Genomic DNA, 23,985 nt, shown 5'->3' with positions numbered 1-23,985 from the left:
GGCAGAACCCCTTCTAAGTGGGAGGCTAAATCGCCTACTTCACCGCCGAGAACCGGTTGTCGAACGAGTTCGCCGGCACCACCGGTGCAGCACCCGCGAATTGCGTGTCGCTGCTGCCCGCTCCATCAGACACCGACGGCTTCAGCGCCGGCCGCGTCGCGGCAAGGCGCGTGTCGGGCTTGGCCGGTTCGGCCGGCTTCACGGCGACGACTGACTTCGGCGCCTGGGGCTGCGGCGCGGGTTTGGCTGCGGCGACGGCCGGCTTGGCGGGCGCCGCCGGTGCAGCAACTGCCGGCGGAGCCGAGGCGGTCGCCGTCGTGTCAGCGGTGCCCAGGCCCATCTTGCGGCCGAGATTGGAGAAGAAGCCGCCGGATTTCTCGGCCGGCTGGGCCGTGGCGACGCGGGTGTTGGCTGCGGGCGCGGCGACGGCCACGACCGGCTCTTCCTGCGGCGCGGCTGCGACTGCGTCGAAATTCGGCTTCGGCGGATTGACGGTGCCGGGGATGGTGCCGGGCGCCTTCGACATCGCCAGCATCTGCAGCGTGGTGCCTTCGGCGCCTTCCGACAGGCCGGTCGAGCCTTCCGGAATCTTCGCCGCAAAAATCTTGTTCATGCCGCCGTCGATACCGGTGTTCATGCGCGCCACCGGGATGCCCTTGGAGACGAGCTTGTTGTACTCGGCCTGGTCGCGCTCTTCCTTCTCGCGCACGGCGCTGGCGATGTCATCGGGGATCACATAGGCCGGGCACTTTGCGGAAGCGTCGAACACGGGATCGCGCTTGGCGTCGGGCGTTTTGGTCGCGTCGAACACGTATTTCTTCTCGCAGAAGTCGACCCTCGGCTCCTGCCGCGTCACCTCGAAATGATCATAGCCTTCCTTGATCATCTTCCAGAAGGCCATGTTCGGATTGTTGCGGTGCTTGGCCATGTTCACCGGCGTCATCTTGAACGGATAGGCCTGGAACTGGAACGCCTTCTGGCCGCCGAAGAAGGACTCGCGGCCGAGCGAATAGATCTCCGCGATCTGCTCGTCCGTCATCGCGTAGCAGCCGCGCGACGAACAGTCGCCATGGACCATCAGCTGCGAGCCGGTGCGGCCGAGCGCCTTGTCGAACGCGTTGGGAAAGCCGGTGTTGAACGAGAGATAGTAAGCCGACTGCGGATTCATCTGGCTCGGATTGATCGAGTAGAATCCTTCCGGCGCCTGACGATCGCCCTCGCGGACCTTCGGACCCAGATCGCCCGACCAGCGGCAGATCGGATAGGTCTTGAGCAGTGCGAACTGGCCGTTGCGCGCCTGCTTCCAGATCTCGAGCTCGGCCTCCTGCTTGAACAGGCGTACCAGGATCGGCGATTGCAGATCCATGTCCTTCTCGACCATCGCGGCGAGAAGCTTTGGCGTGACCGGCTGATTGGCCTTGGCGTTGGTCGCGAGCGAAACCTGATCGGTGTCGCAGCCGGCCAGCACAACACTGGCGGCAAGCGCAACCGAAGCCAAAATCGCGCGCGCAAGCGAGCTAACAGTCAAGACGAACCCCACAACGTTCCGGGCAAGGCTCGAAAACCCCAATCCTGAGCCTGGTCAAACCTTCGATGCGAGATCGGCATCGACGGTGTTTCGGTGACCACGCTCCGAGCCTTATGCCCTGAAGCCATTGATTAAAATTCTAACCTCTGGGTGATGGGGTCGCAACCCGACCGGGGATCACGAGCCCGTTGGCCCAGTGGCATGGTCAACAGAGACTAAACTGCGTCCTTACTTGCGGCCTTACTTGGGCCTTACAGCCCAACTGCCACTGAGATCGCTGATTTGGGCAAAAAAAGGGTTAATGCGGGGTTACTGGCGGGGGCTTCTAGAGGTCGGTAGGGTGGGCAAAGGCGCAAAGCGCCGTGCCCACCATCCATCCACCGTGCGCCGGGGCCGGTGGGCACGCTTCGCTTTGCCCACCCTACGGCACCCAAAACCGCCCGAATCAGCCCAGTTTCCGGCCGATATCGAGGAATTTCTGCCGGCGCAGCTTACGGATGGTATCCCCGTCCAGGTTCCGCAGCTCGTCAAACGCCTTGGCGATGGCCTCGCCGGTGGTGGCGATCATGGCGGCGGGGTCGCGGTGGGCGCCGCCGACCGGCTCCTTCAGGATGCTGTCGATCACCCCGAAGCGCAGCATGTCCTGGGCGGTGATCTTCATGTTGTTGGCGGCTTCCTGGGCCTTGGTGCCATCGCGCCAGAGGATGGAGGAGGCGGCCTCGGGCGAGATCACGCTGTAGATTGCGTGCTCCAGCATCAGCACCTTGTTGGTGGTGGTGATGGCGATGGCGCCGCCCGACATGCCCTCGCCGGTGATGACCGCGACGTTCGGCACGCGCAGCGCCATGCAGGCATCGGTCGAGCGCGCAATCGCCTCGGCCTGGCCCCGTTCTTCCGCGCCGATGCCGGGATAGGCGCCGGCGGAATCGACGATCGACAGCACCGGCAGGCCGAAACGCTCTGCCATCTCCATCAGCCGCACCGCCTTGCGGTAGCCTTCGGGCCGCGCCATGCCGAAATTGTGCTTGATGCGGCTGTCGGTGGAATCGCCCTTTTCCTGGCCCATCACGCAGATCGCCTCGCCGCGGAAACGGCCGAAGCCTGCGACCAGCGCCTCGTCCTCGCCGAACTTGCGGTCGCCGGCCAGCGGGGTGAACTCGGTGATCAGGCCCTTGATGAAATCGGAGAAATGCGGCCGCTGCGGGTGCCGCGCGACCAGCGTCTTCTGCCACGGCGTCAGGTTCGTATAGAGGTCGGCCAGCGCCTGCGCCGCCTTGTCCTCGATCCGCCCGATCTCATCGGCGATGTCGCTGCCGGAGGCAGCTAACGTGCGCAATTCGTCGAGCTTGGAATCGAACTCGGCGACGGGCTTTTCGAAATCGAGATAGCTGCGCATCTGGTCTGGCATCAACTCAATATAGGGGGACGGGGTGAGAGAGCGAAACGGGGTTGGCTTCTCATAAAGAAGTGTAGCTTCTTCAAGGGGTTGACCTGTGCGCTGTTCGGCAGCGCGCCAAATCATGCGTGAGGCCACGGCTCTTTCTGCGGAGATGTGGCCGAAGTCAAGGCGGTTTCGCCGGAGCCGCGGCCTACTTCTCCGCCAGCGGGTGCAGGTCGCGCACCAGGCTCTTCAGCCGCTCCTCGAGCACATGGGTGTAGATCTGCGTGGTGGAAATGTCGGTGTGGCCGAGCAGGGTCTGCACGATGCGCAGATCGGCGCCGTTGTGCAGCAGGTGGCTGGCAAAGGCGTGGCGCAGCACGTGCGGGGAGACCAGCCGGGCCTGGAGACCCGAGGCGACCGCGAGCTCCTTGAGGTCGCGGGCAAAATGCTGCCGCGTCAGATGTCCGCTTTCACCGAACGAGGGAAACAGCCATTTCGAGGCAGCGAGGCTGCTCTTCTTGTCCGCCTTTGCAGCTTCCGTCGCCGCAAGATAATCCACCATCGCCTGCCGCGAGGCCTCGTTGAGCGGCACCAGCCGCTCCTTGTCGCCCTTGCCGCGCACCACGATCATGCGGGCATCGCGCTTGGCCGCCGTGCGCGGCAGCGCCACGAGCTCGGAGACGCGCAGGCCCGTCGCGTAGAGCACCTCGAGCAGGCAATAGAGCCGCAAATTCCGCAGCCGTTGCGAGGGTGATACCTCCGCCGCGTCGCTCATCTCCTTGGCGCGTGTCAACATGCGGTCGACATCGGCGATCGACAGCACCTTCGGCAGGCCGCGGCCGCGCTTGGGACCGGACAGGATCGCCGCGGGATCCTCGGTGCGGATGCGCTCGTTCAGGAGAAACCGGAACAGGTGCCGCATCGCCGACAGCCGCCGCGCGACGCTGGAGGATTTGAAGCCGCGTGTATCGAGATCGGCGAGGTAGTCGCGCAGCGTTTGCGTCTCCGCATCCGCAAATGTATGGCCGGTGCGGGCGAGAAATTCCGAGAAATCGGTGAGGTCGCGGCGGTAGGCATCAAGCGTGTTGGGGCCGGCACCCTGTTCCGCCGCGAGCATGTCGAGGAACAGGCCGGTGAGCTTGGCGTCGGAGGGCTTGCTGGCAGAAGACTTGTTGGGAGCAGATTTGGCACGCATGCCCCGGAGCCTAGCTGCTATTTCTTGAGAAATTTATCCGGCGGGATCGTCACGGTCATTTCCCGCGGTTTTGGATTGACGAAATTCGCCAGCGCGAAGACCACGCCATAGACGATGCCGGCGAGCACGGCGACGACCGTCAGGAAGCGGAACAGGCTGGGCATTGGCAGGGTCTCGGACAAGCAAATTAACCAATGAAATCATCCAACATGTTCGCCGTTTCGTGGCAAGAGTCCTCTGGCGAGGGAAGCTTGGGGGGTAGTATAGGTGGCCGGATGCCGCATTTGGCGGCAGATCGAGCGAGGGACATGTCCGACGCCGCGTTGCCAGCACCTGCTTCCCCTGAGGCCGATATCCTGTCGGCGCTCGGGACGCGTTCGATCGTGCTGGTCGGCATGATGGGCGTCGGCAAGTCAACCATCGGCCGCCGCATGGCGGCGCGGCTCAAGCTGCCCTTTATCGATGCCGATACCGAGATCGAGGCGGCAGCCGGCATGACCATACCGGAGATTTTCGAGCGCCATGGCGAACGGCATTTCCGCGACGGCGAGGCGCGGGTGATCGCGCGTCTGCTGGACGGCGAACCCGTGGTGCTGGCAACCGGCGGCGGCGCTTTCATGCGCGAGGAGACGCGCGCCCGTATCGCCGCCAAGGCGATCTCGATCTGGCTCAAGGCGGATCACGACGTCATCATGCGCCGTGTGCGCCGCCGCGCCGATCGTCCGCTGCTCCAGACCGCCGATCCCGAAGGAACCGTGACGCGGCTCCTCACCGAGCGCGAGCCGGTCTACAGCAATGCCGACCTCACCATCGCCTCGCGCGACGTGCCGCATGACAAGATCGTCGAGGAGACCATCGAGACGCTACACGGCCATCTCTGCGGCCAGGCCGCCGCATCCGAGCCACCAGCCGACGTCGCGAGTGCGTTAAGATGACTGCGCCTTTGAAACATTCCGATTCCGTCATCGTCGACGTCGCGCTGGAGAAGCGCGCCTACGACATCATCATCGGCCGCGGCGTGCTGTCGTCGCTAGGCGAACGGGTCGCGGCTTTGCGCCCCGGCGTGCGCACGGCCATCGTCACCGACCGCACCGTCGCAAAGCACTGGCTCGAGCGGGCCGAGGCATCGCTCGCAGCGAGCGGCATTCCGACGTCACGAATCGTCGTCGAGGAAGGCGAGATCTCGAAAACCTATGCTGGGCTGACGAAGGTCAGCGAGGCCCTGATCGCCGCAAAGATCGAGCGCAACGATCTCGTCATCGCGCTTGGCGGCGGCGTGGTCGGCGATCTCGCCGGCTTTGCGGCTGCGATCCTGCGCCGCGGCGTCGATTTCGTGCAGGTCCCGACCTCGCTGCTGGCGCAGGTCGATTCCAGCGTCGGCGGCAAGACCGGCATCAATTCGCCGCAGGGCAAGAATTTGCTCGGCACCTTCCACCAGCCGGTGCTGGTCATCGCTGACACCGCCGTGCTCGACACGCTGTCGCCGCGGCAGTTCCGCGCCGGCTATGCCGAGGTCGCCAAATACGGCGTGCTCGGCGACGAGGCCTTCTTCACCTGGCTGGAAAAGAACCACGCCGACATCGTCAAGGGCGGCTCGGCGCGCGAGCACGCGATCGCGACCTCCTGCCGCGCCAAGGCCGGCGTCGTCTCGCGCGACGAGCGCGAGACCGGCGAACGCGCGCTGCTCAATCTCGGCCACACCTTTGGTCACGCGCTGGAAGCCGCGACCGGCTTCTCCGATCGTCTCTTTCACGGCGAAGGCGTCGCGATCGGCATGACGCTGGCGGCGCAGTTCTCGGCGAAACTCGGCATGATCGGTGAGGCCGATGCGGCGCGCGTCGAGCGCCACCTCGTCGAGGCCGGCTTGCCGACCCGCTTGCAGGACATCGCCGGCTTCGCGCAGGAAGGCCTTGCCGATGCCGACGCGCTGATGGCCCTGATGGCGCAGGACAAGAAGGTCAAGCGCGGCAAGCTCACCTTCATTCTGCTGGAGGCGGTCGGGCGCGCCGTCATCGCGAAGGACGTCGAACCTGCTCCGGTGCGGGACTTCCTCCAGGAAAAGCTCGCGCAGAAGGCATGAGGCGCGGCTGAACGCGGCAAGAAAACGCGTTAAAACAATAAACTTGAGTGGTGCATGGACTGGCTCGGACTCTCCATCGTCGTGTTCTGCCTTTTCATCTCGGCGTTCTTCGCCGCGAGCGAGACGGCGCTGACCGGCGCCTCGCGCGCCAGCATGCTGCGGCTGTCGAAACAGGGCAATCATGATGCCGTCGTCGTCTCGCGGCTGATCGCCAATCGCGAGCGGCTGATCGGTGCGCTGCTGCTCGGCAACAACATCGCTAATATCGGCGCCTCGGCGATCGCGACCGGCATCTTCACCGCCTGGTTCGGTGAGGTCGGCGTGCTCTACGCGACCGGCGTGATGACCGCGCTGGTCGTGATCTTCGCGGAAGTGCTGCCCAAGACCATCGCCATCAATGCGCCTGACCGCACAGCGCTGGCGGTCGCGCGGCCGATGCGGCTCACCGTGTTCGTCCTGGGCCCGGTGCTCGCGGTGGTCGAGACCATCGTACGGATGCTGATGCGGCTGTTCGGCGTCGCCATCGGCGAGAACCAGCCGATCCTGTCGCCGACCGAGCGCCTGCGCGGCGCGGTCGATCTCCTGCACCATGAGGGCAAGGTCGAGAAGGTGGACCGCGACATGCTCGGTGGCCTGTTGGATTTGCGCGAGCTCCAGGTCTCCGACGTCATGATCCATCGCACCGAGATGATGATGATCAACGCCGATTTGCCGCCGGAGGAACTGGTGCGCGAGGTGCTGGCGACCGAATACACCCGCATTCCGCTGTGGCGCGAGAAGCCGGAGAACATCATCGGCGTGCTTCACGCCAAGGATCTGTTGCGCGCGATCCGGGCCTCGGATGGTGACACCTCGCGCATCGACGTCTCCACCATCGCGCTGCCGCCCTGGTTCGTGCCGGAGATGCGCCCGGTCTCCGAACAGCTCAAGGCGTTCCGGCGCCGGAAAACCCATTTCGCGCTCGTCGTCGACGAGTACGGCGAAGTTGAAGGTCTTGTGACGCTGGAAGACATTCTGGAGGAGATTGTCGGTGACATCTCCGACGAGCACGACGTCGTGGTCGCCGGCGTGCGCGCCCAGCCGGACGGCTCGGTCGTGGTCGATGGCTCGGTGCCGATCCGCGATCTCAACCGCGCCATGGATTGGCGCCTGCCCGACCAAGAGGCAACGACGGTTGCGGGCCTCGTCATTCACGAGGCGCAATCGATACCCGACCGCGGCCAGAGCTTCACCTTCCACGGCTTCCGCTTCCGCGTCCTGCGCCGCGAACGCAACCGCATCACCGCACTCCGTATTTCACCGGTGCCGCGCGACGCGGAGCTGGAGGAATCCAAGCCAAAGCGGGCAGGGACGTCGTTTTGAGCCACGCGATCAGTGTCATCGTCCGCCTTGTGCGCGCTTGCGCACTGGGGCGGACGATCCAGTACGCCGTGGCCTATCGGTTGAATCTCGACAGAAGTGTTTACTGGATGCCCGCCTGCGCGGGCATGACGGCGGAATTTGGGGCGTTACCCTTCCCCGGGCGCCTGCACGTGGATCGCCAGCGCATGCACGCTGCCGGAGAGTTCCGCGGCCAGCGCCGCATTTATCATGCGGTGGCGCTCGACCCGGCTCTTCCCTTTGAAGGCCTGAGATACGATATAAACGCGAAAGTGCGTCTCGCCGCTCGGCCGATGGCCGGCATGGCCCTCATGCAAATGTGACTCGTCGACGACTTGCAGGCTTTCCGGCGTGAAAGCTTCCTGCAACTTGTTGCTGATAATGTCTCTGGTAGCCATGTTTGCCATTAAGGTGCGCGATCGCACTCCGTCAATGCCGATAGGCCGCTTTGGCGGCGGTTCTTGAGAACGGGTTCTGTCCTAATTGCAATGTCAAGACTTGAAGGTTTTCGCATTGCGTAGTCAAAGTTGGTCATGCCGATCGATTCATCAAAGTTCTTCGACTCCATCCGCGTCAAGCCGAACAAGGGCAAGCCGGAAGCGAAGCCGCGCGACACCGTGGTCAATTGCGAATGGACCGGGTGCCAGAACAAGGGCGCCCATCGCGCGCCCAAGGGCCGCGAGAACTCGCGCGAGTACTGGCACTTCTGTCTGAACCATGTGCGCGAGTACAACCAGAACTACAATTTCTTCTCCGGCATGAATGCCGACGCCGTGGCGCGCTACCAGAAGGATGCGCTGACCGGCCACCGTCCGACCTGGAAGATGGGCGCCAATGGCGGCGTCAAGAAAGGCGCCGAGGCCGAGATCGACGGCGCCTTCGATCCGTTCAGCATGTTCGCGGAGCTCAACGGCCGCACCGGCTGGCGGAAGGGTCCGGAGTCCGCTCAGCCCAAGGTCGAAACCCGCAAGGTGATGAACGCCGAGCGCAAGGCGCTCCAGGTCATGGGCCTCGGCCCCAGTGCGACGCTCGCCGACGTCAAGTCCAAGTACAAGGCGCTGGTGAAGCAGCACCACCCCGACGCCAATGGCGGCGACCGCTCCACCGAAGACCGCCTGATCGAGATCATCAAGGCGTATAATTATCTGAAGACGGTGGTGCGGGAGGCCTGAGCCTCCCCCCGTGCCGTAGCCCGGATGGAGCGCAAGCGTAATCCGGGACTTTCTCACACAACGACGACTTTCCCGGATTGCGCTTCGCTCCATCCGGGCTACTTCTTCAATCCTTCGGCATCGCCCCCACATATGACGAACTCGGCCGGATCAACCTTCCCGTCCGCTGCTGCTCGCGCGCATGCGCGGTCCAGCCGGCGGCGCGCGCCACCGCGAAGATCGGCGTAAAAGCCTGCCTCGGGATCGCCAGTGCATCGAGCAGGATCGCGGTGAAGAACTCGACATTGGTCTCCAGCGGCCGCTCCGGATTCTTCTTGCGCAGGGCGGCGCGGATATAGGCTTCGACCTCGCCGGCGAACGGCAGGTCGGCGCCATCGGAGGCCAGCGCCTCAACCGCGGTCTTGAGCACATCGGCGCGTGGATCGCGGACGCGATAGACGCGATGGCCAAAACCCATCATCCGCTCGCCGCGTGCGAGCGCGGCATCCACCCAGGGCTGGATGCGCTCGCGCGAGCCGATCGCATCGAGCATTTCCAGCACCGGCTCCGGCGCGCCGCCATGCAGCGGACCCGTGAGCGCGCAATAGCCGGCCGTGACGGCAGCGAACAGATCGGCCTGCGTCGAGGCCACCACGCGCGCCGTGAAGGTCGAGGCGTTCATGCCGTGGTCGCTGGCGGTGACGAGATAGGCGTCGAGCGCAGTGATCTCGCGCGCGGCCGCCGCACGCCCGTGCAGCATGCGGAGCGTATCAGCGGCGTGGCTTACGCTTGGATCGGGCGCGACGGGATCGAGCCCCTTGGCGCGGCGCACCAGCGCGCCCGCGATCACCGGAAACGCGCCGACGATGGTCGCTTCGTGCTCCAGCCCGTGCTCGGCGCGAAGGCCTGCGACTGCCGCGCGAAACCCGTCGACGATGCCCGTGGCGTGCGTCGCCGGCAGCAGCTCGAAGAGCCGCGCGAAGGCGCGCTCGCGCGCAGCCCCCAGGCTTGCCCGGACATTGGCTTCGCTCAGCGTGCTTCCGGTCGCGCCGTTCCAGAGCCGGGCGGTGACGCCCTCGAAGCTCGATTGGCTCGCGAGGGTGCCGACATGCTCGCCGGCGATGATCAGTTCGCCGCGCTCGCCGTCGACATGGCTCAGCACGGTTTCGGCTGCGGGAACGCCGTCCAGCCCGATCTGGCTTTTGGTGAGGTGGATGTTCATGACCCAATCTCCTTGTTCACGGGAGGAAAATCGGGCGTCTCGACAGATTGATCAATCTTGATTACATAAATCAATATGAATAATTCCGAGGAGCTCTACCTCTCCGCCCGGGAAGCCGCGGCCGAGCTCGCGATCTCGCCGGCCACGCTCTACGCCTATGTCAGCCGCGGCCTGATCCGCTCCGAGCCGACGCCGGACTCGCGAAAAAACCGCTACCGCGCCGAGGACGTCCGCGCCCTGAAGGAGCGCCGCGTCCCGTCGCCGGAGCCGCGCGGCCTGCGCAGCTTCGATGCCGATTTGCCGGTGATGGACACGGAAATCTCGACCATCACCGAGGACGGCCCGATCTATCGCGGCGTCAACTGTGTCGATCTCGCCGAAAGCGACACGCTGGAGCACACCGCGACGCTGCTCTGGGATGTCTCCGGCGTCGATCCCTTTGCGCCGGACAATCGTCCGGTCGTCTCCGACGAGATGCGCGCGATCGGAGAGGCCGCGCGCCGCGCCGCGCCGATCGAGCGCGCCATCGCGGTGCTGGCGCTCGCGACCAGCGCGGATTCGCGCGCCTTCACCCGCGCACCGGACGGCCGCGCGCTCGTCGGCGCGCGCATCGTCCGGCTGCTGGTTGCCACCATGCTCAATGCCGAGCCGTCATCCGAGCCGCTGCACCAGCAGATCGCGCAGGCCTGGGCGCCCGATAACAAGCATGCAGGCGATCTCATCCGCCGCGCGCTGGTGCTGCTCGCCGACCATGAATTGAACGCCTCGACCTTCACCGCGCGTTGCGCGGCGTCGACCGGGCTCAATCTTTATGACTCCGTCATCGCCGGCCTCGCCGCGCTGAAGGGGCCGAAGCATGGCGGCGCCGGCGTGCTCGCCTCGCAGCTCGTGAAGACGCTGATCGACCGCGATGTCGCCCCGATGGTCCGCGAACGCGTCGCGCTTGGTGAGCGCTTTGCCGGCTTCGGCCACGGCGTCTACAAGCGCGGCGACCCGCGCGCGCAATCGCTGCTGAACGCGCTGGCCCGCGCCGGCGCGCCGCGCAAATTCACACGTGAAGTGCCGGAGCGGATCGTCGAGGCGACCGGCGAGCTCGTCAACATCGACTATGCGCTCGCGGTGCTCGTGCACGCACTCCGCTGTCCGCCCGGTAGCGAGCTCGCGCTGTTCGCCATGGCCCGCAGTGTCGGCTGGATCGCGCATGCCAGCGAGCAATTGCAGTTCGGCAAGCTGATTAGGCCGCGGGCGCGGTACGTGGGGCCGGCGCCGGGGCGGAGGATGGTGGTGGCTGCGGAAGCCAAAGCCTAGGGCTTATGCTCATGTCTGCGGGATGTTCGTTTCCCGAATTCCGACCATAATGATGAGGAAATGGGAACAAAAGCCGCGAAGGCGGGTTACGAATCGCGTTTGGAACTTGGCAAGTTTATTTCCTGGGATCTTTCAAGGCCGACATTTTGGATGTTCGAAACTCCGCAGGCGACGGCCGAGATTAACGACGCACCCGATTTCCTGGCCGGATCGGGCGAAATGTCGTCAATGATGCGGGATTTTGACTGGGCCGCGACCGACCTTGGTCCGCCCAAATTATGGCCTCAAAGCCTGAAGACCGTCGTCCGGATCGTATTGACCTCCCGCTTTGCGATGTGGATGGCTTGGGGCCCGAACCTGAGATTTTTCTGCAACGACGCCTATCTCCCCACGGTTGGGATAAAGCGGGACTGGGTCCTCGGATCAAGATCAGACAAGGTCTGGGAGGAGATTTGGCCGGATATTGGGCCTCGCATCGAGCGGGTGTTGAAGACCGGCGAGGCGACGTGGGACGAAGGGCTGCTCTTGTTTCTCGAGCGCCTTGGCTTTCGCGAAGAGACTTATCACACCTTTTCTTACAGTCCCCTGGCCGACGAGGATGGCCGGATAAGCGGGATGTTATGCGTCGTTACGGAAGAGACCGAACGTGTCGTCGGCGAGCGACGCCTCGCGACCCTGAGCCAGCTTGCTGGCCGCCTGGCGTCGGCCAGGGCTGAATCGGAAGTTCTGGACGCGATCAAGGAGGGCGTGGATGCGGCGGACAAGGATCTGCCTTTCGCTCTCCTCTACCTTTACAACGACCAGGGCAGCTTGCGGCTCGCTCGCGCCTCCGGCATCGAAACCGGTCACCCCGCTGCGCCGGCAGTGATCCTCCCGGGCGGTCCGTGGCCCCACGATATCCCGAGTTCAGGAAGCCTGATCGTGAACGATCTGTCCGCCGTCGTGGACGCCGGTTTGCCCAACGGGTTCTGGGACAAGACACCCACCCAGGCCGTCGTTATTCCGATCGGCATCAAAGGACAGGAAAAGCCCCTCGGCTGCATTATTTCCGCGCTCAATCCCCATCGGAAATACGATGAAGGCTACGCCAGCTTCATCGAACTCCTGGCCGGCCAGGTTTCCGCCAGCCTTGCCGCGGCGCGCGCTTTCGAGCAAGAGCGCCGCCGCGCCGATGCCTTGGCGGAGATCGACCGGGCGAAGACGCTGTTCTTCTCCAACGTCAGTCATGAATTCCGCACGCCGCTGACGTTGATGCTTGGTCCGCTCGAGGACGCCCTGAACGACTCCTCTGCTGCCGCGCTCGATCCCGTGCAACGCACGCGCCTTGACGTCGCTCAACGCAATTCACGGCGGTTGCTCAAGCTGGTGAATACGCTGCTTGATTTTTCCCGTATCGAAGCCGGACGCGCGAATGCCCATTTTCAGCCGACTGACTTGCCGGCTTTCACAACCGAGCTTGCGTCCAATTTTCACTCCGCCACGGAGAAGGCTGGACTGAAGCTGGAAATCGGGTGCGAGCCGCTGCCGCAACGCGTGCCGGTCGATCACGACATGTGGGAAAAGATCGTCTTCAACCTTCTCTCGAACGCCTTCAAATTCACTTTCGAAGGAAGCATATCCGTTCGAATGCATGCTGCGGACAACGGCAGGTCCGCCGAGCTTGTGGTGCGGGATACCGGCGTCGGCATACCGTCCCGCGAATTGCCGAGGCTTTTCGAACGTTTTCATCGTGTCGAAAACCAGAAGAGCCGGTCATTCGAGGGGTCCGGCATTGGTCTCGCCCTGGTCCAGGAGCTCGTCAAACTGCACCACGGTTCGCTGGTCGCCGAAAGTGAAGTCGGCAAGGGATCGTCGTTCAGGGTCAGCATCCCGTTCGCTTCGGACCAGCTTCCGGCTGGCAGCCTTGATCTCAGATCGACAGGGGTGCCGACGGCTCATCGGGCCGACGCCTATATCGAAGAAGCGCTAAGCTGGTTGCCCAGCGAGACCACGACGGGATTTCCTGTCTCGAAGCGCGACGTCGCCACTCCCGAGGTGGGCGGAATCAAGATGCAGGGCCACATCCTGGTGGCCGACGACAATGCGGACATGCGCGCCTACATCGGAAGATTGCTTGGCGCCCATTGGGACATCGAGACTGTAGAAGATGGAAATGCGGCGATCGAGGCGATCCGGCGAAAACGTCCCGATCTGATCGTCACCGACGCAATGATGCCGCAGCTCGACGGCTTCGGTCTGCTGGAGGCGATCCGGAAGAATCCCGATCTGCGCGATTTGCCCGTCATCATGCTGTCCGCGCGGGCCGGCGAGGAAGCTCGCATCGAGGGTCTGGACGCCGGCGCCGATTACTATCTGACCAAACCGTTTTCCGCCCGCGAACTGGTTGCGCAGGTCAACGCAAACCTGACGCTCGCGCGCGTCAGAAGCGAAGCGGCGTGGGATCTTCGCGCAAGCGAAGAAGTCTTGCGGCGACGGACCACCCAATTCGAGACGCTGTTGAATGAAGCCCCGCTCGGCGTGTACCTGGTCGATGCCGACTTCAAGATTCTGGCCGTCAATCCCACGGCATTGCCGGTGTTCGGAGATATTCCCGACCTCGTCGGTCGTGATCTCGACGAGGTCATTCGGATCCTGTGGCCTAAGGACTATGCCGACGAAGTCATACGCCTGTTCCGGCATACGCTCGAAACCGGGGAGCCTTACATCACCCCCGAACACATCGAAGAACGACGAGACCGGAAGGTGACGGAATATTACGAGTGGAGGATTAACCGCATTCCGCTCCCTGAGGGCCGCTACGGAGTGGTTTGCTATTTCAGGGACATTTCCGCCCAGGTCCGAGCGCGTCAGCAGCGCGAGCTGCTGATCAATGAACTCAACCATCGAGTCAAGAACACGCTTGCAACGGTTCAATCGGTCGCGGCGCAGACGCTGAAAGGATCGACCGTCCCGACCGCCGTCAAAGGTGCGCTCGAATCCCGTCTGCTTTCGATGGCGGGTGCCCATGATGTGCTGACCCAGCAGAATTGGGAGGGCGCCGATCTGCGTAACATCGTGGAGAAGGCGCTGTCGCCCTTCAAGGCGTCCAAGCGGGAATTCGACGTCGATGGTCCCGACATCAGGCTGCTTCCGAAGTCGGCGCTTGCTGTCGCCATGGCGGTGCATGAGCTCGCGACGAACGCGGCCAAGTACGGCGCGCTGTCAAACGGTTCCGGCCGCATATCGGTGAATTGGGCGGTGGTCGAGCATGATGCCTCGCATCTGCAGATCGTCTGGACCGAAACGGGCGGTCCTCGTGTCGCAGCCCCCCGCAGCAAGGGCTTTGGCTCGCGGCTCATCGAGCGGGGCTTGGCGGGTCAACTGGGTGGTGAAGCGGTGATCGATTATCGTGAAACCGGTGTCGTATGCAGGATATTGGCGCCCTTGAGTGCCATTACGGGAAACGTGCCGGCCATTCTTGCGTAATGTCCGGAGAGGCGCGGAGGTAAGGGATTTGAGCAAGCGGGACCTATCGAATCGCAAAGTCCTCATCGTCGAGGACGAGATGATGATTGCGATGCTGATCGAGGATATGCTCGACGAATTCGGGTGCGAGCTGGTCGGGCCGGCCACGAGCGTCCCACGCGCGCTCGATCTGATTGGCAAGGAGCAGATAGAGGTAGCGGTCCTCGACCTGAATTTGGATGGTCAGGACACCTATGCCATCGCCGACGCGCTACAACGGAAGAAGGTGCCTTTCATCTTTGCGACCGGGTACGGGTCCACAGGTCTGCGCAAGGAATACGGAGCCCAGCCGGTTCTGCAGAAGCCCTTTCAGACAAAAGATCTCGAAACGGCACTCGCGCAAGCTTTGGCAGGTTCGAACGCGGCCGCCGGCGACGACGGGATCAACTAGGAGCCAGAGCGCGTCGGCCTATGGCTCATCCCCCTATGCGCGCGGCTTCGCCGCTGCGATGCCGCTGCCGTGCCGTCGGCGGATGGTCCAGATCGCCAATCCCACAATGAGCGCCACGCCGATCACGCTGAAGATCCAGATGTGCTTGCCGATATGCTCATGGTGCGGCAGGCCGGCATATTCATGGAGGGCTGACACCGCCAGCACGCCCGGCAGCACATGCGCGGGCGCCCAGACCAGGATCGCGGGGATGTTGATGGCGTAGAAGCGACCGGGCGGCATCCCCAGCGCGCCGGCGGTAACCGGGACGAAGGCGCGGACCGGCGGCACGAAGCGGGCGAAGAACACGGCCCAGGTGCCGAAGCGATGAAAGAAGTTTTCGCTCTCCTCGACCACGCGCGGATAATTGGTCAGCGGCCAGGTATTGAGGATCTCACGCTGCTGCCGGTGCCCGAGCCAATAGGCCGAGCCGTCCCCCAGCATGGCGCCGACCGCAGCCGCCAGCAGCACCCATTGCAGCTTGAGCTCGCCGCCCGGAACCAGGGCGCTGAGCGCCAGGATGATGGTCGAGCCCGGGATCACCGACCCCACCACCGGAACGGCTTCGAGAAGCGCTGCCAGGAACAGGGTCAGGTAAGCCAGCCACGCATGGGCCGAAACGAAGGATATGAGGGGATCAAGGAATGACGTCACGTGGTCTCTGTGTTGGGCGGGGCCATGCGGGTTCACAGCCTTACATAAGTAAGTAGAGGTGGTAAAAGTGCCATTCGCGTGGGTAGGGCCGCGCATCTAGCACGAAATTCCAGCGTGATTCGCAGAGCAGCCTTCCAAAAATCGCGTTCCTTGCCTATCTAAATGAAAAGACAACGGAACTTTGATTGGGGGGCGGGCTTCTGCCCGCACGTTGTCTCTGATAGGTTCGCAGGTGCACCCAGCCGCAGCCAACGTGCAAATAACTGGTCTCGGGACTGCCCGAGGCCTCGGAGGATTGATGACGACCGCCGCGATGTCCAAAGTTGAGGAAGTTTCCGGTTTGCCCGACATGAAGGTGTCGGTGCGCCAGGTCTTTGGGATCGACACCGATCTCGAAGTGCCGGCCTATTCCGAAGTCGATCCTCACGTGCCTGAAGTTGACGCCGACTACCGCTTCGACCGTGCCACCACGCTTGCCATTCTCGCCGGTTTCTCCAGGAACCGCCGCGTCATGGTGACCGGCTATCACGGCACCGGCAAATCCACCCATATCGAGCAGGTCGCGGCGCGCCTGAACTGGCCCTGCGTGCGCGTCAACCTCGACAGCCACATCAGCCGTATCGACCTCGTCGGCAAGGACTCGATCGTGGTCCGCGACGGCAAGCAGGTCACCGAATTCCGCGACGGCATCCTGCCCTGGGCGCTCCAGCACAACATCGCGCTGGTGTTCGACGAATATGACGCCGGCCGCCCGGACGTGATGTTCGTGATCCAGCGCGTGCTGGAAGTCTCCGGCCGCCTGACGCTGCTCGACCAGAACAAGGTGATCAAGCCGCACCCGGCCTTCCGCATGTTTTCGACCGCCAACACGGTCGGCCTCGGCGACACGTCGGGCCTCTATCACGGCACCCAGCAGATCAACCAGGGTCAGATGGACCGCTGGTCGATCGTCACCACGCTCAACTACCTCGGCCATGACGAGGAAGTGGAGATCGTGCTGGCCAAGGCCAAGCACTATCGCACCCAGGAAGGTCGCGACATCGTCAACAAGATGGTGCGCCTGGCCGATCTCACCCGTAACGCCTTCGCCAACGGCGATCTGTCGACGGTGATGAGCCCGCGCACGGTGATCACCTGGGCGGAGAACGCCGACATCTTCAGCGATATCGGGTTCGCCTTCCGGGTCACCTTCCTCAACAAGTGCGACGAGCTCGAGCGTCCGCTGGTCGCCGAGTTCTATCAGCGCTGCTTCAATGCGGAGCTGCCGGAATCATCGGTGAACGTGGCGCTCAGCTGACGCCATGGCTACCATCACCGTCGAGCGCACCATTGGGACGACCAAGAAGGCTGTGCTCGCCGGGCTCGGCGCCTATAACGACGAGCACTTCGGGAAGCAGAAGTTCAAGAGCGTCGCGGTCTCGCTGAAAGACCGCGGCAAGATTGTCGGCGGCATCGTCGGGCATCTCTGGGCCACGGTTCTGTTCATCCAGTATTTCTGGATCGACCAGAAGCAGCGCGGCAAGGGTTTCGGGACGAAGCTGATCGCGGCGATCGAGGACGAGGCAAGACGGCAGGGCGCGATCCAGGCCCATGTCGACACGATGAGTTTTCAGGCGCCGGGCTTCTATCGTTCCTGCGGGTACGAGGAATTCGGCACCCTCAAGGGCTACCCCGGCGGGGTGACGCGCCACTCGTTTACGAAGTCGCTATGAGCACATCATCCAACTCAAAATTCCGCAACACCAAGGAAGCCCCGACCGAGCCGTTCAAGCGCTCGGTGGCGTCCTGCCTCAAGGCGATCGCCAAGTCGCCCGAGCTCGACGTCAGCTTCGCCGCTGAACGTCCCGGCCTTGCGCCGGGCAAGGCGCGGCTGCCCGAGCCGGCGCGAAAAATGACAAAACGCGATGCCGCGATCGTGCGCGGCCACGCCGATTCCATCGCGCTCAAGATCGCCTGTCACGATGCCAAGCTGCATCGCAAGCTGATGCCGGGCAATCCGCAGGCGCGCGGTGTGTTCGAGGCGGTCGAGCAGGCCCGGGTCGAGGCGATCGGCGCGCGCCGCATGGCCGGCGTTGCGAAAAATCTCACCGCGATGCTCGACGATCACTTCCATCGCGGCAAGTTCGACGAGATCACCGACCGGGCCGACGCGCCGCTGGCCGACGCGCTGGCGATGCTGGTGCGCGAACGGCTGACCGGCATGGCGCCGCCGACGGCGGCCAAGAAGGTGGTCGATCTCTGGCGGCCGATTCTCGAAGACAAGATCGGCAAGCGGCTCGACCGGCTCGATACCCTGGTCGAGGACCAGACCCGTTTTGGCGACGCCGTGCATGATCTCTTGTCGGCGCTCGAGCTCGGCGACGAGCGCAACGCCGACAGCGAGGACAATGACGAGAACGACGAGAACCGCGACGGCGACAACGACCAGTCCGGCGCCGAGGGTTCGCCCGATTCCGACGCCGCCCAGGAGATGAGCGCCGATCAGGCGCAGGCATCGAGCGAGGAGATGAGCGAGAGCGCGATGGAAAGCGCGCAGGCCTCGACCTCGGATACGTTCGACGACGGCGAGCTCGGCGACGACGAGACGCCGGGCGAGGCCACGCGTCCGAATTCGCACGGCAAGAACGAGCCGCGCGGGCCGGAATATCACGCTTTCGCGCCGAAATTCGACGAAGTCATCGCGGCCGAAGATCTCTGCGACCATGATGAGCTGGAGCGGCTGCGCGCCTATCTCGACAAGCAGCTCGCGCATCTCCAGGGCATCGTCGCGCGTCTTGCCAACCGGTTGCAGCGCCGGCTGATGGCGCAGCAGAACCGCGCCTGGGAGTTCGACCTCGAAGAGGGCATTCTGGATCCCGCGCGCCTGTCGCGCGTGGTGACCGATCCCTATCACCCGCTGTCCTTCATGCACGAGAAGGAGGCGACATTCCGCGACACCGTGGTGACGCTGCTGCTCGACAATTCCGGCTCGATGCGGGGACGCCCGATTACGGTGGCCGCGACCTGCGCCGACATCCTGGCGCGGACGCTGGAGCGTTGCGGCGTCAAGGTCGAGATTTTGGGCTTCACCACGCGCGCCTGGAAGGGCGGTCAGTCGCGTGAAGCGTGGCTTGCCGCCGGCAAGCCGGCCAATCCCGGCCGTCTCAACGATCTCCGCCACATCATCTACAAGTCCGCCGACGCCCCGTGGCGCCGTGCGCGGAAAAATCTTGGCCTGATGATGCGCGAGGGGCTGCTGAAAGAGAACATCGACGGCGAGGCGCTCGACTGGGCGCACAAGCGCCTGCTCGGCCGGCCCGAGCAGCGCAAGATCCTGATGATGATCTCGGACGGTGCGCCGGTCGACGATTCCACGCTGTCGGTCAATCCCGGCAACTATCTCGAGCGGCACCTGCGCCACATCATCGAGGAGATCGAGACCCGCTCCCCGGTGGAGCTGATCGCGATCGGCATCGGCCATGACGTCACGCGCTATTATCGCCGCGCGGTGACGATCGTGGACGCCGAGGAACTCGGCGGCGCCATCACCGAAAAGCTCGCCGAGCTCTTCAGCGAGACCAACACCGCGCCGACGCAACCGGCCAACCGTCCGCGACGCAAACTGCATTCGTGAGCACGCCTCACACCCGCCGCAGCTTTATCGGCCACGCGGCGGCGGGATTTTCCACTCTCGCACTCCCTCGATTGGCGCAGGCGCAGCCCGCGACCGAGCCGGCACCACGGCCGGCGCAGATCGAGCACGCCGTCACCGCGCCCGTTGCCATCGAGGTCAACGCGCGGCCAATCCCCACCTTCGAGCCGCGCGACCGGTCGCGCACGCGCTTCGGGTCGTTGCAATATCGCAGCGGCCTGGTGCTGACCTCACCGCATCGCGGTTTTGGCGGACTGTCCGGCATCCGCGTGGATGCGAAGGGCGAGCGTTTCCTCGCGCTCTCCGACCAGGGCACCTGGTTCACCGGCAGCATCCGCTATTCCGGCCGCGCCATGGTCGGGCTCGACGATGTCGAGGCCGCGCCGATGCTCAATGCCGAGGGGCGGCCGATCACGGAGAAGCGTCTCTGGTACGATACCGAGTCGCTCGCGCGCGATGGCAATCTCGTCTATGTCGGCCTCGAGCGCGTCAACCAGATCATGCGCTTCGATTTCTCGAAAGGCGGCACGCGCGCCCGCGGCGAGGTGTTGCCGACGCCGCCTGCCGTGCGCAAATTGCCCTACAACAAGGGGCTCGAGGCGCTGGTGTTCGTGCCGAAGGGACAGCCGCTTGCGGGCACGCTGATCGCGTTCTCCGAGCGCGGGCTGGACGCCAACGAAAATCTGGTCGCCTTCCTGATCGGTGGCCCGTCGCCCGGCCAATTCAGCGTGCGCCGCACCGAAAAGTTCGACATCAGCGATGCGGTGCTGCTGGCTTCCGGCGAGCTGCTCATTCTCGAGCGCAAATTCTCCTGGTTCACCGGCATCGACATCCGCATCCGTTCGATCCCGCTGAAATCGATCGCGCCGGGCGCGCTGGTCGACGGGCCCACGCTGTTCAACGCCGATCTCGGCCACGAGGTCGACAACATGGAAGGCATCGACGCCCATGTTACGGCGGAGGGCGAGACCGTGCTGACGATGATCTCGGACGACAATTTTTCCCTGCTCCAGCGCACCCTGCTGTTGCAGTTCACGCTGGTGGAGTAGTTTGAACGTCGGCTCCCCCTGCTCCGACAGATACTCATGCCCCACCGCCGCGCCGTCCTCGCCCTTCTCCTCACCTTCGCGCTGTCGCCGGCCTTTGCCACGGCCGAGCACAAATACGGCAAGGCCGAATACGCGATCATCCTGGACGGACGTGCGCCGAACGGAAAACTCTCGATTGCCGCGCATGGCGAGGGCGAGTCCGGCTCCGACAAATTCCGCCTCTCACTGATGGCCGAGCCCGGCCACCGCCGGCTGATGACGCTCGACAACGTCAACGACGACAACATCCTCGACTCCGCGCCGGACGCCTTCCACGCCGCCTGGTCGGCGGACTCGCACTACGTCGCAGTCACCTTCCGCAGTGAGCGCCATATCGTCACGCTGAACCTCTACGCCATCGAAGGCGGCCGCGCGCGGCTCATCGATCCGCCGGACCTGTTCCGCGACGCGACCGGCCGCACCGTCGATCGTGTCAACGACGGCGACATGCGCACATCCGTGCCGGCGCTGACATGGCAGGCACCGAGCCGCTTCCACCTCACGGACTACCGCGTGTTCGTCGAAGACGACACCGCGCTCGCCGACAGACTGGGCGCACTCGGCAAGGCGTCGAAGCGGGACGGCGGCGGCAATACGATCCAGTTTTCCGCCGAGGCCGATGGCGAGATTCTCGCCGGCAACCGCGTGCGCATGGGCAAGCCCCAGCCGGGCAAGTTCGAGGATGTGGATTAGGCCCCTCGCTCTTCGCCGTCGTCCCGGCGAAGGCCGGGACCCATACCGGGTGATCTATCGATTGTGGATGGAGTTAATCCCGAACGACCAGTCGTCGCCAAACTACTTCCTGAGGTTATGGGTCCCGGCCTTCGCCGGGACGACGGCGGAATGTGTGTCGCGATCCCGTGATCATATGACCCTCGCAATGCATGGCCCCGCCAGCGGCCATGCCGCCTGCGCAACTGGCAATTCGCCGTCGACCGACTAAACTTCATGCAATTGCTTTCATCCCTCCCACCCCCGGAACTCCCCCGCATGAGCGCCCTGTTTTCCCCGATCAAGCTGCGCGGCCTGAATTTGAAGAACCGTGTCGTGGTGTCGCCGATGTGCCAGTATTCGGCCGACGACGGCGTCGCCACGGACTGGCATTTCACCCACATCAACAATCTGGCGCTGTCGGGCGCGTCGATGTTCTGCATCGAGGCGACCCATGTGGAGGCGATCGGCCGCATCACGCCGGGCTGCCTCGGGCTCTACAGCGATGCCTGCGAGGCCGCGCTGAAGCAGATCCTCTCGTCCGTGCGAAAACATTCCACCACCGCGATCGCGATGCAGCTCGCGCATGCCGGCCGCAAGGCGAGCAGCGCGCGGCCCTGGGACGGCGGCCAGCTGATTCCGCTGAGCGCAGGCGGCTGGCAGACGGTGGCGCCGTCGGCGCTGCCGCACAAGGAGGGCGAAGCCGCGCCGCTGGCGCTCGATGCAGCGGGCCTGAAGCGCATCCGCGAGGCCTTCGTCGATTGCGCCAAGCGCGCGAACCGCATCGGCATCGACGCGATCGAGCTGCACGGCGCGCACGGCTATCTCATGCACCAGTTTCTCTCGCCGATCTCCAACAAGCGCACCGACGAGTATGGCGGTTCGCTCGAGAACCGCATGCGCTTCCCGTTGGAGATTTACGATGCGGTGCGCGCTGTGTTCCCGCACGACAAGCCGGTCGGCATGCGGGTGTCGTCGACCGATTGGGTTGAGGGCGGCTGGGATCTGGCGCAGACGATTGAATTTGCCAAGGCGCTGAAGGCGCGCGGCGTCGACTGGATCGATGCCTCCTCCGGCGGCGTCTCGCCGCTCCAGAAGATCACGCTCGGCCCCGGCTATCAGGTGCAGTTTGCGGATGCCATCAAGCGCGAAACGGGATTGCCGACCATCGCCGTCGGCCTGATCACGGAAGGCAAGCAGGCTGAGGAGATCGTCGCGAGCGGCAAGGCCGACATGGTCGCGCTCGCCCGCGGCATGCTCTACGACCCCCGCTGGGGCTGGCACGCCGCGGTCGAAGTCGGCGGCCAGGTCGAAGCCCCGCCACAATACTGGCGCTCGCAGCCCTCGACGCAGAAGGAGCTGTTCGGCAAGACGACGTTCGGGGCGCGGTAGAGGTACGCGACGACAACCGGTGTCGTCCCGGCGAAGGCCGGGACCCATACCGCGTGATCTATCGATTGAAGACGGTAAGCGTACCGAACTCCGAATCTTCCTCAAACCACTTCCTGTGGTTATGGGTCCCGGCCTTCGCCGGGACGACAGCGGAGGATGAGGCGCACGCTCGCGCACCTCACGTCTCACCCCCCCACCTCACGCATCCGTAACCCCCCTTAGCTTCCACCCGCCGCAAAACAGGCCTAACCTCTCGGCACCCAACGCCTCGCGAGGCCCGCCATGCGATTTCGTGTCCGGAAGGCTGCCCATGTGCTGGAGCGTGTTGGCCTTGCGATGGCGGGCGCCGCGTGCGGGCTGTTCGTCGGCGCCTATGTCGGCTCGGCGATCCCGCCGCTGACCACGCAGGGGTTTCTGATGCTGACGATGCTGCTCGGCGTCGTCGGCTTCTATCTCGGCATCGACACGCCGCAGCTGCCGTTCGACGAGGCGCACAGCCACATCGACGCCGCGGAATTGCTGAGCTCCGCCGGCACCCTCTGCGCCACCTTCGCCGCGCTCGCGTCCGTCGCCGTCATCGTGCTGCGGCTCGAGGCGGACAGCGTGTTGCCCTGGCTGGTGCTGATCGGCTGGATCGCGGGCGTCGCCATGCAGATCGTTGCGGGGGCGAAGGCCAGGATGCGGGGGTAGGGCTTCAAAATCTCGGTGTCGTCCCGGCGAAGGCCGGGACCCATACTGCGTGATCTATCGATTGCGGAGGGTAGGCGTACCGAACTCCGAATCTTCGTCAAACCATTCCCTGTGGTTATGGGTCCCGGCCTTCGCCGGGACGACGACGGAATGTGTGGCAGTCCCTTCGGCTACAACGGCTGCAGGCGATCGCTCAAAACACCACGCCCACCTTCGTCCCCCGCTTCCACGCAACACGGCAGCGCTTCTTGGTGTTGACGTGCAGCAGCTCGAACCTGTCGGGGATCTTCACCTGGCCGCCGAGATCGACACAGGCGCCACCGGCGGAATAGTCGATCAGCGTGCACGGGATCACCGGCGCGCGCGGGTCGGTGATGATCTTGGCCTGGCGGGATACGAGGCCTGCAGGTTTGACGCGGGCATGTCGGCGCGGATGCATTGGCACTCTCCTCCAATTCCGCAGGTCGCGGCGGGTTCGGACGACAATGATGCGCAGGAGTTGATGCGATACGGCTAAGGTCGGCGGGAGAATTTTAATGAAAAGTAGCGGGGAGTGCGGAAAGTGGCGGTAGCGGGGTGGGGGTCTTCCCCTCTCCCCTTGTGGGAGAGGGTGGATCGCCACGAAGTGGCGAGACGGGTG

Annotated in this window: 22 protein-coding genes; 14 read left to right on the top strand and 8 right to left on the bottom strand. The window is 64.4% G+C overall.

Annotated elements, in window-relative coordinates:
* Window positions 1-34: 34 nt before the first annotated feature.
* The 4 genes from UP06_RS05420 to UP06_RS05405 form a co-directional block, all read right to left on the bottom strand.
* The gene (locus tag UP06_RS05420; RefSeq protein WP_045001292.1) at window positions 35-1,528 is read right to left on the bottom strand and encodes a L,D-transpeptidase family protein; all 1,494 of its coding nucleotides are present in this window, start codon (window positions 1,526-1,528) and stop codon (window positions 35-37) included.
* Window positions 1,529-1,973: 445 nt separating this feature from the next.
* A complete protein-coding gene (locus UP06_RS05415; protein ID WP_045001235.1) occupies window positions 1,974-2,936 on the bottom strand; it encodes an acetyl-CoA carboxylase carboxyltransferase subunit alpha in 963 nt (320 codons plus the stop codon).
* 181 nt (window positions 2,937-3,117) lie between these two features.
* Window positions 3,118-4,104: a site-specific tyrosine recombinase XerD gene (xerD, locus tag UP06_RS05410; RefSeq protein ID WP_156162784.1), complete on the bottom strand. Its 987-nt coding sequence runs from the start codon at window positions 4,102-4,104 to the stop codon at window positions 3,118-3,120.
* A gap of 17 nt (window positions 4,105-4,121) precedes the next feature.
* Window positions 4,122-4,268 (bottom strand): hypothetical protein, encoded by a 147-nt coding sequence (locus tag UP06_RS05405; protein ID WP_008144572.1) that lies wholly within the window; start codon window positions 4,266-4,268, stop codon window positions 4,122-4,124.
* A 144-nt stretch (window positions 4,269-4,412) separates the two neighbouring features.
* On the opposite strand from UP06_RS05405, the gene UP06_RS05400 reads away from it, so the two are divergent.
* Genes UP06_RS05400 through UP06_RS05390 form a run of 3 tightly spaced genes read left to right on the top strand, consistent with a single transcriptional unit; the run spans window position 4,413 to window position 7,546 of the window.
* Window positions 4,413-5,039, top strand: coding sequence for a shikimate kinase (locus UP06_RS05400; RefSeq protein ID WP_045001234.1), 627 nt, complete (start codon window positions 4,413-4,415; stop codon window positions 5,037-5,039).
* A complete protein-coding gene (gene aroB, locus UP06_RS05395) occupies window positions 5,036-6,184 on the top strand; it encodes a 3-dehydroquinate synthase (RefSeq protein ID WP_045001233.1) in 1,149 nt (382 codons plus the stop codon). The genes UP06_RS05400 and aroB overlap by 4 nt, the downstream gene beginning before the upstream one ends.
* A 54-nt stretch (window positions 6,185-6,238) precedes the next feature.
* Window positions 6,239-7,546 carry an HlyC/CorC family transporter gene (locus UP06_RS05390; RefSeq protein ID WP_045001232.1) on the top strand — a complete coding sequence of 436 codons (1,308 nt, stop codon included), beginning with the start codon at window positions 6,239-6,241 and terminating at the stop codon, window positions 7,544-7,546.
* A 146-nt stretch (window positions 7,547-7,692) separates the two neighbouring features.
* Here UP06_RS05390 and UP06_RS39630 read toward each other — a convergent pair whose 3' ends face one another.
* Window positions 7,693-7,962 (bottom strand): BolA family protein, encoded by a 270-nt coding sequence (locus UP06_RS39630; RefSeq protein ID WP_082081264.1) that lies wholly within the window; start codon window positions 7,960-7,962, stop codon window positions 7,693-7,695.
* A gap of 135 nt (window positions 7,963-8,097) precedes the next feature.
* On the opposite strand from UP06_RS39630, the gene UP06_RS05380 reads away from it, so the two are divergent.
* Window positions 8,098-8,736: a J domain-containing protein gene (locus UP06_RS05380; protein WP_045001230.1), complete on the top strand. Its 639-nt coding sequence runs from the start codon at window positions 8,098-8,100 to the stop codon at window positions 8,734-8,736.
* 106 nt (window positions 8,737-8,842) lie between these two features.
* Here UP06_RS05380 and UP06_RS05375 read toward each other — a convergent pair whose 3' ends face one another.
* Window positions 8,843-9,937: a citrate synthase/methylcitrate synthase gene (locus UP06_RS05375; RefSeq protein WP_045001229.1), complete on the bottom strand. Its 1,095-nt coding sequence runs from the start codon at window positions 9,935-9,937 to the stop codon at window positions 8,843-8,845.
* 75 nt (window positions 9,938-10,012) lie between these two features.
* Here UP06_RS05375 and UP06_RS05370 point away from each other — a divergent pair, with 75 nt between their 5' ends.
* From UP06_RS05370 to UP06_RS05360, 3 genes are read left to right on the top strand one after another with little or no spacing between them, the layout of a single operon-like run.
* Window positions 10,013-11,245 (top strand): citrate synthase family protein, encoded by a 1,233-nt coding sequence (locus UP06_RS05370; protein WP_045001228.1) that lies wholly within the window; start codon window positions 10,013-10,015, stop codon window positions 11,243-11,245.
* A 60-nt stretch (window positions 11,246-11,305) separates the two neighbouring features.
* Entirely contained in the window at window positions 11,306-14,710 is a 3,405-nt protein-coding gene (locus UP06_RS05365) for an ATP-binding protein (protein WP_082081263.1), read from the top strand.
* 28 nt (window positions 14,711-14,738) lie between these two features.
* Window positions 14,739-15,140, top strand: a complete 402-nt coding sequence (locus UP06_RS05360) for a response regulator (RefSeq protein WP_050031556.1) — start codon at window positions 14,739-14,741, stop codon at window positions 15,138-15,140.
* 33 nt (window positions 15,141-15,173) lie between these two features.
* On the opposite strand, the gene UP06_RS05355 is transcribed toward UP06_RS05360, so the two are convergent.
* A complete protein-coding gene (locus UP06_RS05355) occupies window positions 15,174-15,833 on the bottom strand; it encodes a DedA family protein (protein ID WP_045001225.1) in 660 nt (219 codons plus the stop codon).
* Window positions 15,834-16,131: 298 nt separating this feature from the next.
* Between UP06_RS05355 and cobS the strand changes: the two genes are divergently transcribed.
* From cobS to UP06_RS05320, 7 genes are all read left to right on the top strand, one after another.
* Window positions 16,132-17,130 carry a cobaltochelatase subunit CobS gene (gene cobS, locus UP06_RS05350; protein WP_045001224.1) on the top strand — a complete coding sequence of 333 codons (999 nt, stop codon included), beginning with the start codon at window positions 16,132-16,134 and terminating at the stop codon, window positions 17,128-17,130.
* Between the two features lie 4 nt (window positions 17,131-17,134).
* Window positions 17,135-17,545 carry a GNAT family N-acetyltransferase gene (locus UP06_RS05345; RefSeq protein WP_045001223.1) on the top strand — a complete coding sequence of 137 codons (411 nt, stop codon included), beginning with the start codon at window positions 17,135-17,137 and terminating at the stop codon, window positions 17,543-17,545.
* Entirely contained in the window at window positions 17,542-19,446 is a 1,905-nt protein-coding gene (cobT, locus tag UP06_RS05340) for a cobaltochelatase subunit CobT (RefSeq protein WP_045001222.1), read from the top strand. Before UP06_RS05345 ends, cobT begins: the two co-directional genes overlap by 4 nt.
* The gene (locus tag UP06_RS05335; RefSeq protein WP_045001221.1) at window positions 19,443-20,513 is read left to right on the top strand and encodes an esterase-like activity of phytase family protein; all 1,071 of its coding nucleotides are present in this window, start codon (window positions 19,443-19,445) and stop codon (window positions 20,511-20,513) included. The genes cobT and UP06_RS05335 overlap by 4 nt, the downstream gene beginning before the upstream one ends.
* Window positions 20,514-20,549: 36 nt before the next feature.
* A complete protein-coding gene (locus tag UP06_RS05330; protein WP_045001220.1) occupies window positions 20,550-21,245 on the top strand; it encodes a hypothetical protein in 696 nt (231 codons plus the stop codon).
* A gap of 297 nt (window positions 21,246-21,542) precedes the next feature.
* Complete coding sequence (locus UP06_RS05325; protein ID WP_045001219.1) at window positions 21,543-22,655, top strand: NADH:flavin oxidoreductase/NADH oxidase; 1,113 nt, start codon at window positions 21,543-21,545, stop codon at window positions 22,653-22,655.
* A gap of 282 nt (window positions 22,656-22,937) precedes the next feature.
* The gene (locus UP06_RS05320) at window positions 22,938-23,345 is read left to right on the top strand and encodes a hypothetical protein (RefSeq protein ID WP_045001218.1); all 408 of its coding nucleotides are present in this window, start codon (window positions 22,938-22,940) and stop codon (window positions 23,343-23,345) included.
* 193 nt (window positions 23,346-23,538) lie between these two features.
* Here the strand turns inward: UP06_RS05320 and UP06_RS05315 are convergent, their stop codons facing one another.
* Window positions 23,539-23,784, bottom strand: coding sequence for a PilZ domain-containing protein (locus UP06_RS05315; protein WP_045001217.1), 246 nt, complete (start codon window positions 23,782-23,784; stop codon window positions 23,539-23,541).
* Window positions 23,785-23,985: the final 201 nt, after the last annotated feature.

It is taken from the genome of Bradyrhizobium sp. LTSP857, from assembly GCF_000938285.1.
GTDB lineage: Bacteria > Pseudomonadota > Alphaproteobacteria > Rhizobiales > Xanthobacteraceae > Bradyrhizobium.
This window is presented reverse-complemented; position numbering and strand designations above follow the sequence as displayed.

Bases quoted from the DNA above. Each gene is read 5' to 3' on its own strand.
- UP06_RS05365 (WP_082081263.1), top strand. From the start codon at position 11,306: ATGGGAACAAAAGCCGCGAAGGCGGGTTACGAATCGCGTTTGGAACTT.
- UP06_RS05415 (WP_045001235.1), bottom strand. From the start codon at position 2,936: ATGCCAGACCAGATGCGCAGCTATCTCGATTTCGAAAAGCCCGTCGCC.
- aroB (WP_045001233.1), top strand. From the start codon at position 5,036: ATGACTGCGCCTTTGAAACATTCCGATTCCGTCATCGTCGACGTCGCG.
- cobT (WP_045001222.1), top strand. From the start codon at position 17,542: ATGAGCACATCATCCAACTCAAAATTCCGCAACACCAAGGAAGCCCCG.
- xerD (WP_156162784.1), bottom strand. From the start codon at position 4,104: ATGCGTGCCAAATCTGCTCCCAACAAGTCTTCTGCCAGCAAGCCCTCC.
- UP06_RS05325 (WP_045001219.1), top strand. From the start codon at position 21,543: ATGAGCGCCCTGTTTTCCCCGATCAAGCTGCGCGGCCTGAATTTGAAG.
- UP06_RS05330 (WP_045001220.1), top strand. From the start codon at position 20,550: ATGCCCCACCGCCGCGCCGTCCTCGCCCTTCTCCTCACCTTCGCGCTG.
- UP06_RS05320 (WP_045001218.1), top strand. From the start codon at position 22,938: ATGCGATTTCGTGTCCGGAAGGCTGCCCATGTGCTGGAGCGTGTTGGC.
- UP06_RS05380 (WP_045001230.1), top strand. From the start codon at position 8,098: ATGCCGATCGATTCATCAAAGTTCTTCGACTCCATCCGCGTCAAGCCG.
- UP06_RS05315 (WP_045001217.1), bottom strand. From the start codon at position 23,784: ATGCATCCGCGCCGACATGCCCGCGTCAAACCTGCAGGCCTCGTATCC.
- UP06_RS05345 (WP_045001223.1), top strand. From the start codon at position 17,135: ATGGCTACCATCACCGTCGAGCGCACCATTGGGACGACCAAGAAGGCT.
- UP06_RS05370 (WP_045001228.1), top strand. From the start codon at position 10,013: ATGAATAATTCCGAGGAGCTCTACCTCTCCGCCCGGGAAGCCGCGGCC.
- UP06_RS05375 (WP_045001229.1), bottom strand. From the start codon at position 9,937: ATGAACATCCACCTCACCAAAAGCCAGATCGGGCTGGACGGCGTTCCC.
- UP06_RS39630 (WP_082081264.1), bottom strand. From the start codon at position 7,962: ATGGCTACCAGAGACATTATCAGCAACAAGTTGCAGGAAGCTTTCACG.
- UP06_RS05390 (WP_045001232.1), top strand. From the start codon at position 6,239: ATGGACTGGCTCGGACTCTCCATCGTCGTGTTCTGCCTTTTCATCTCG.
- UP06_RS05400 (WP_045001234.1), top strand. From the start codon at position 4,413: ATGTCCGACGCCGCGTTGCCAGCACCTGCTTCCCCTGAGGCCGATATC.
- cobS (WP_045001224.1), top strand. From the start codon at position 16,132: ATGACGACCGCCGCGATGTCCAAAGTTGAGGAAGTTTCCGGTTTGCCC.
- UP06_RS05405 (WP_008144572.1), bottom strand. From the start codon at position 4,268: ATGCCCAGCCTGTTCCGCTTCCTGACGGTCGTCGCCGTGCTCGCCGGC.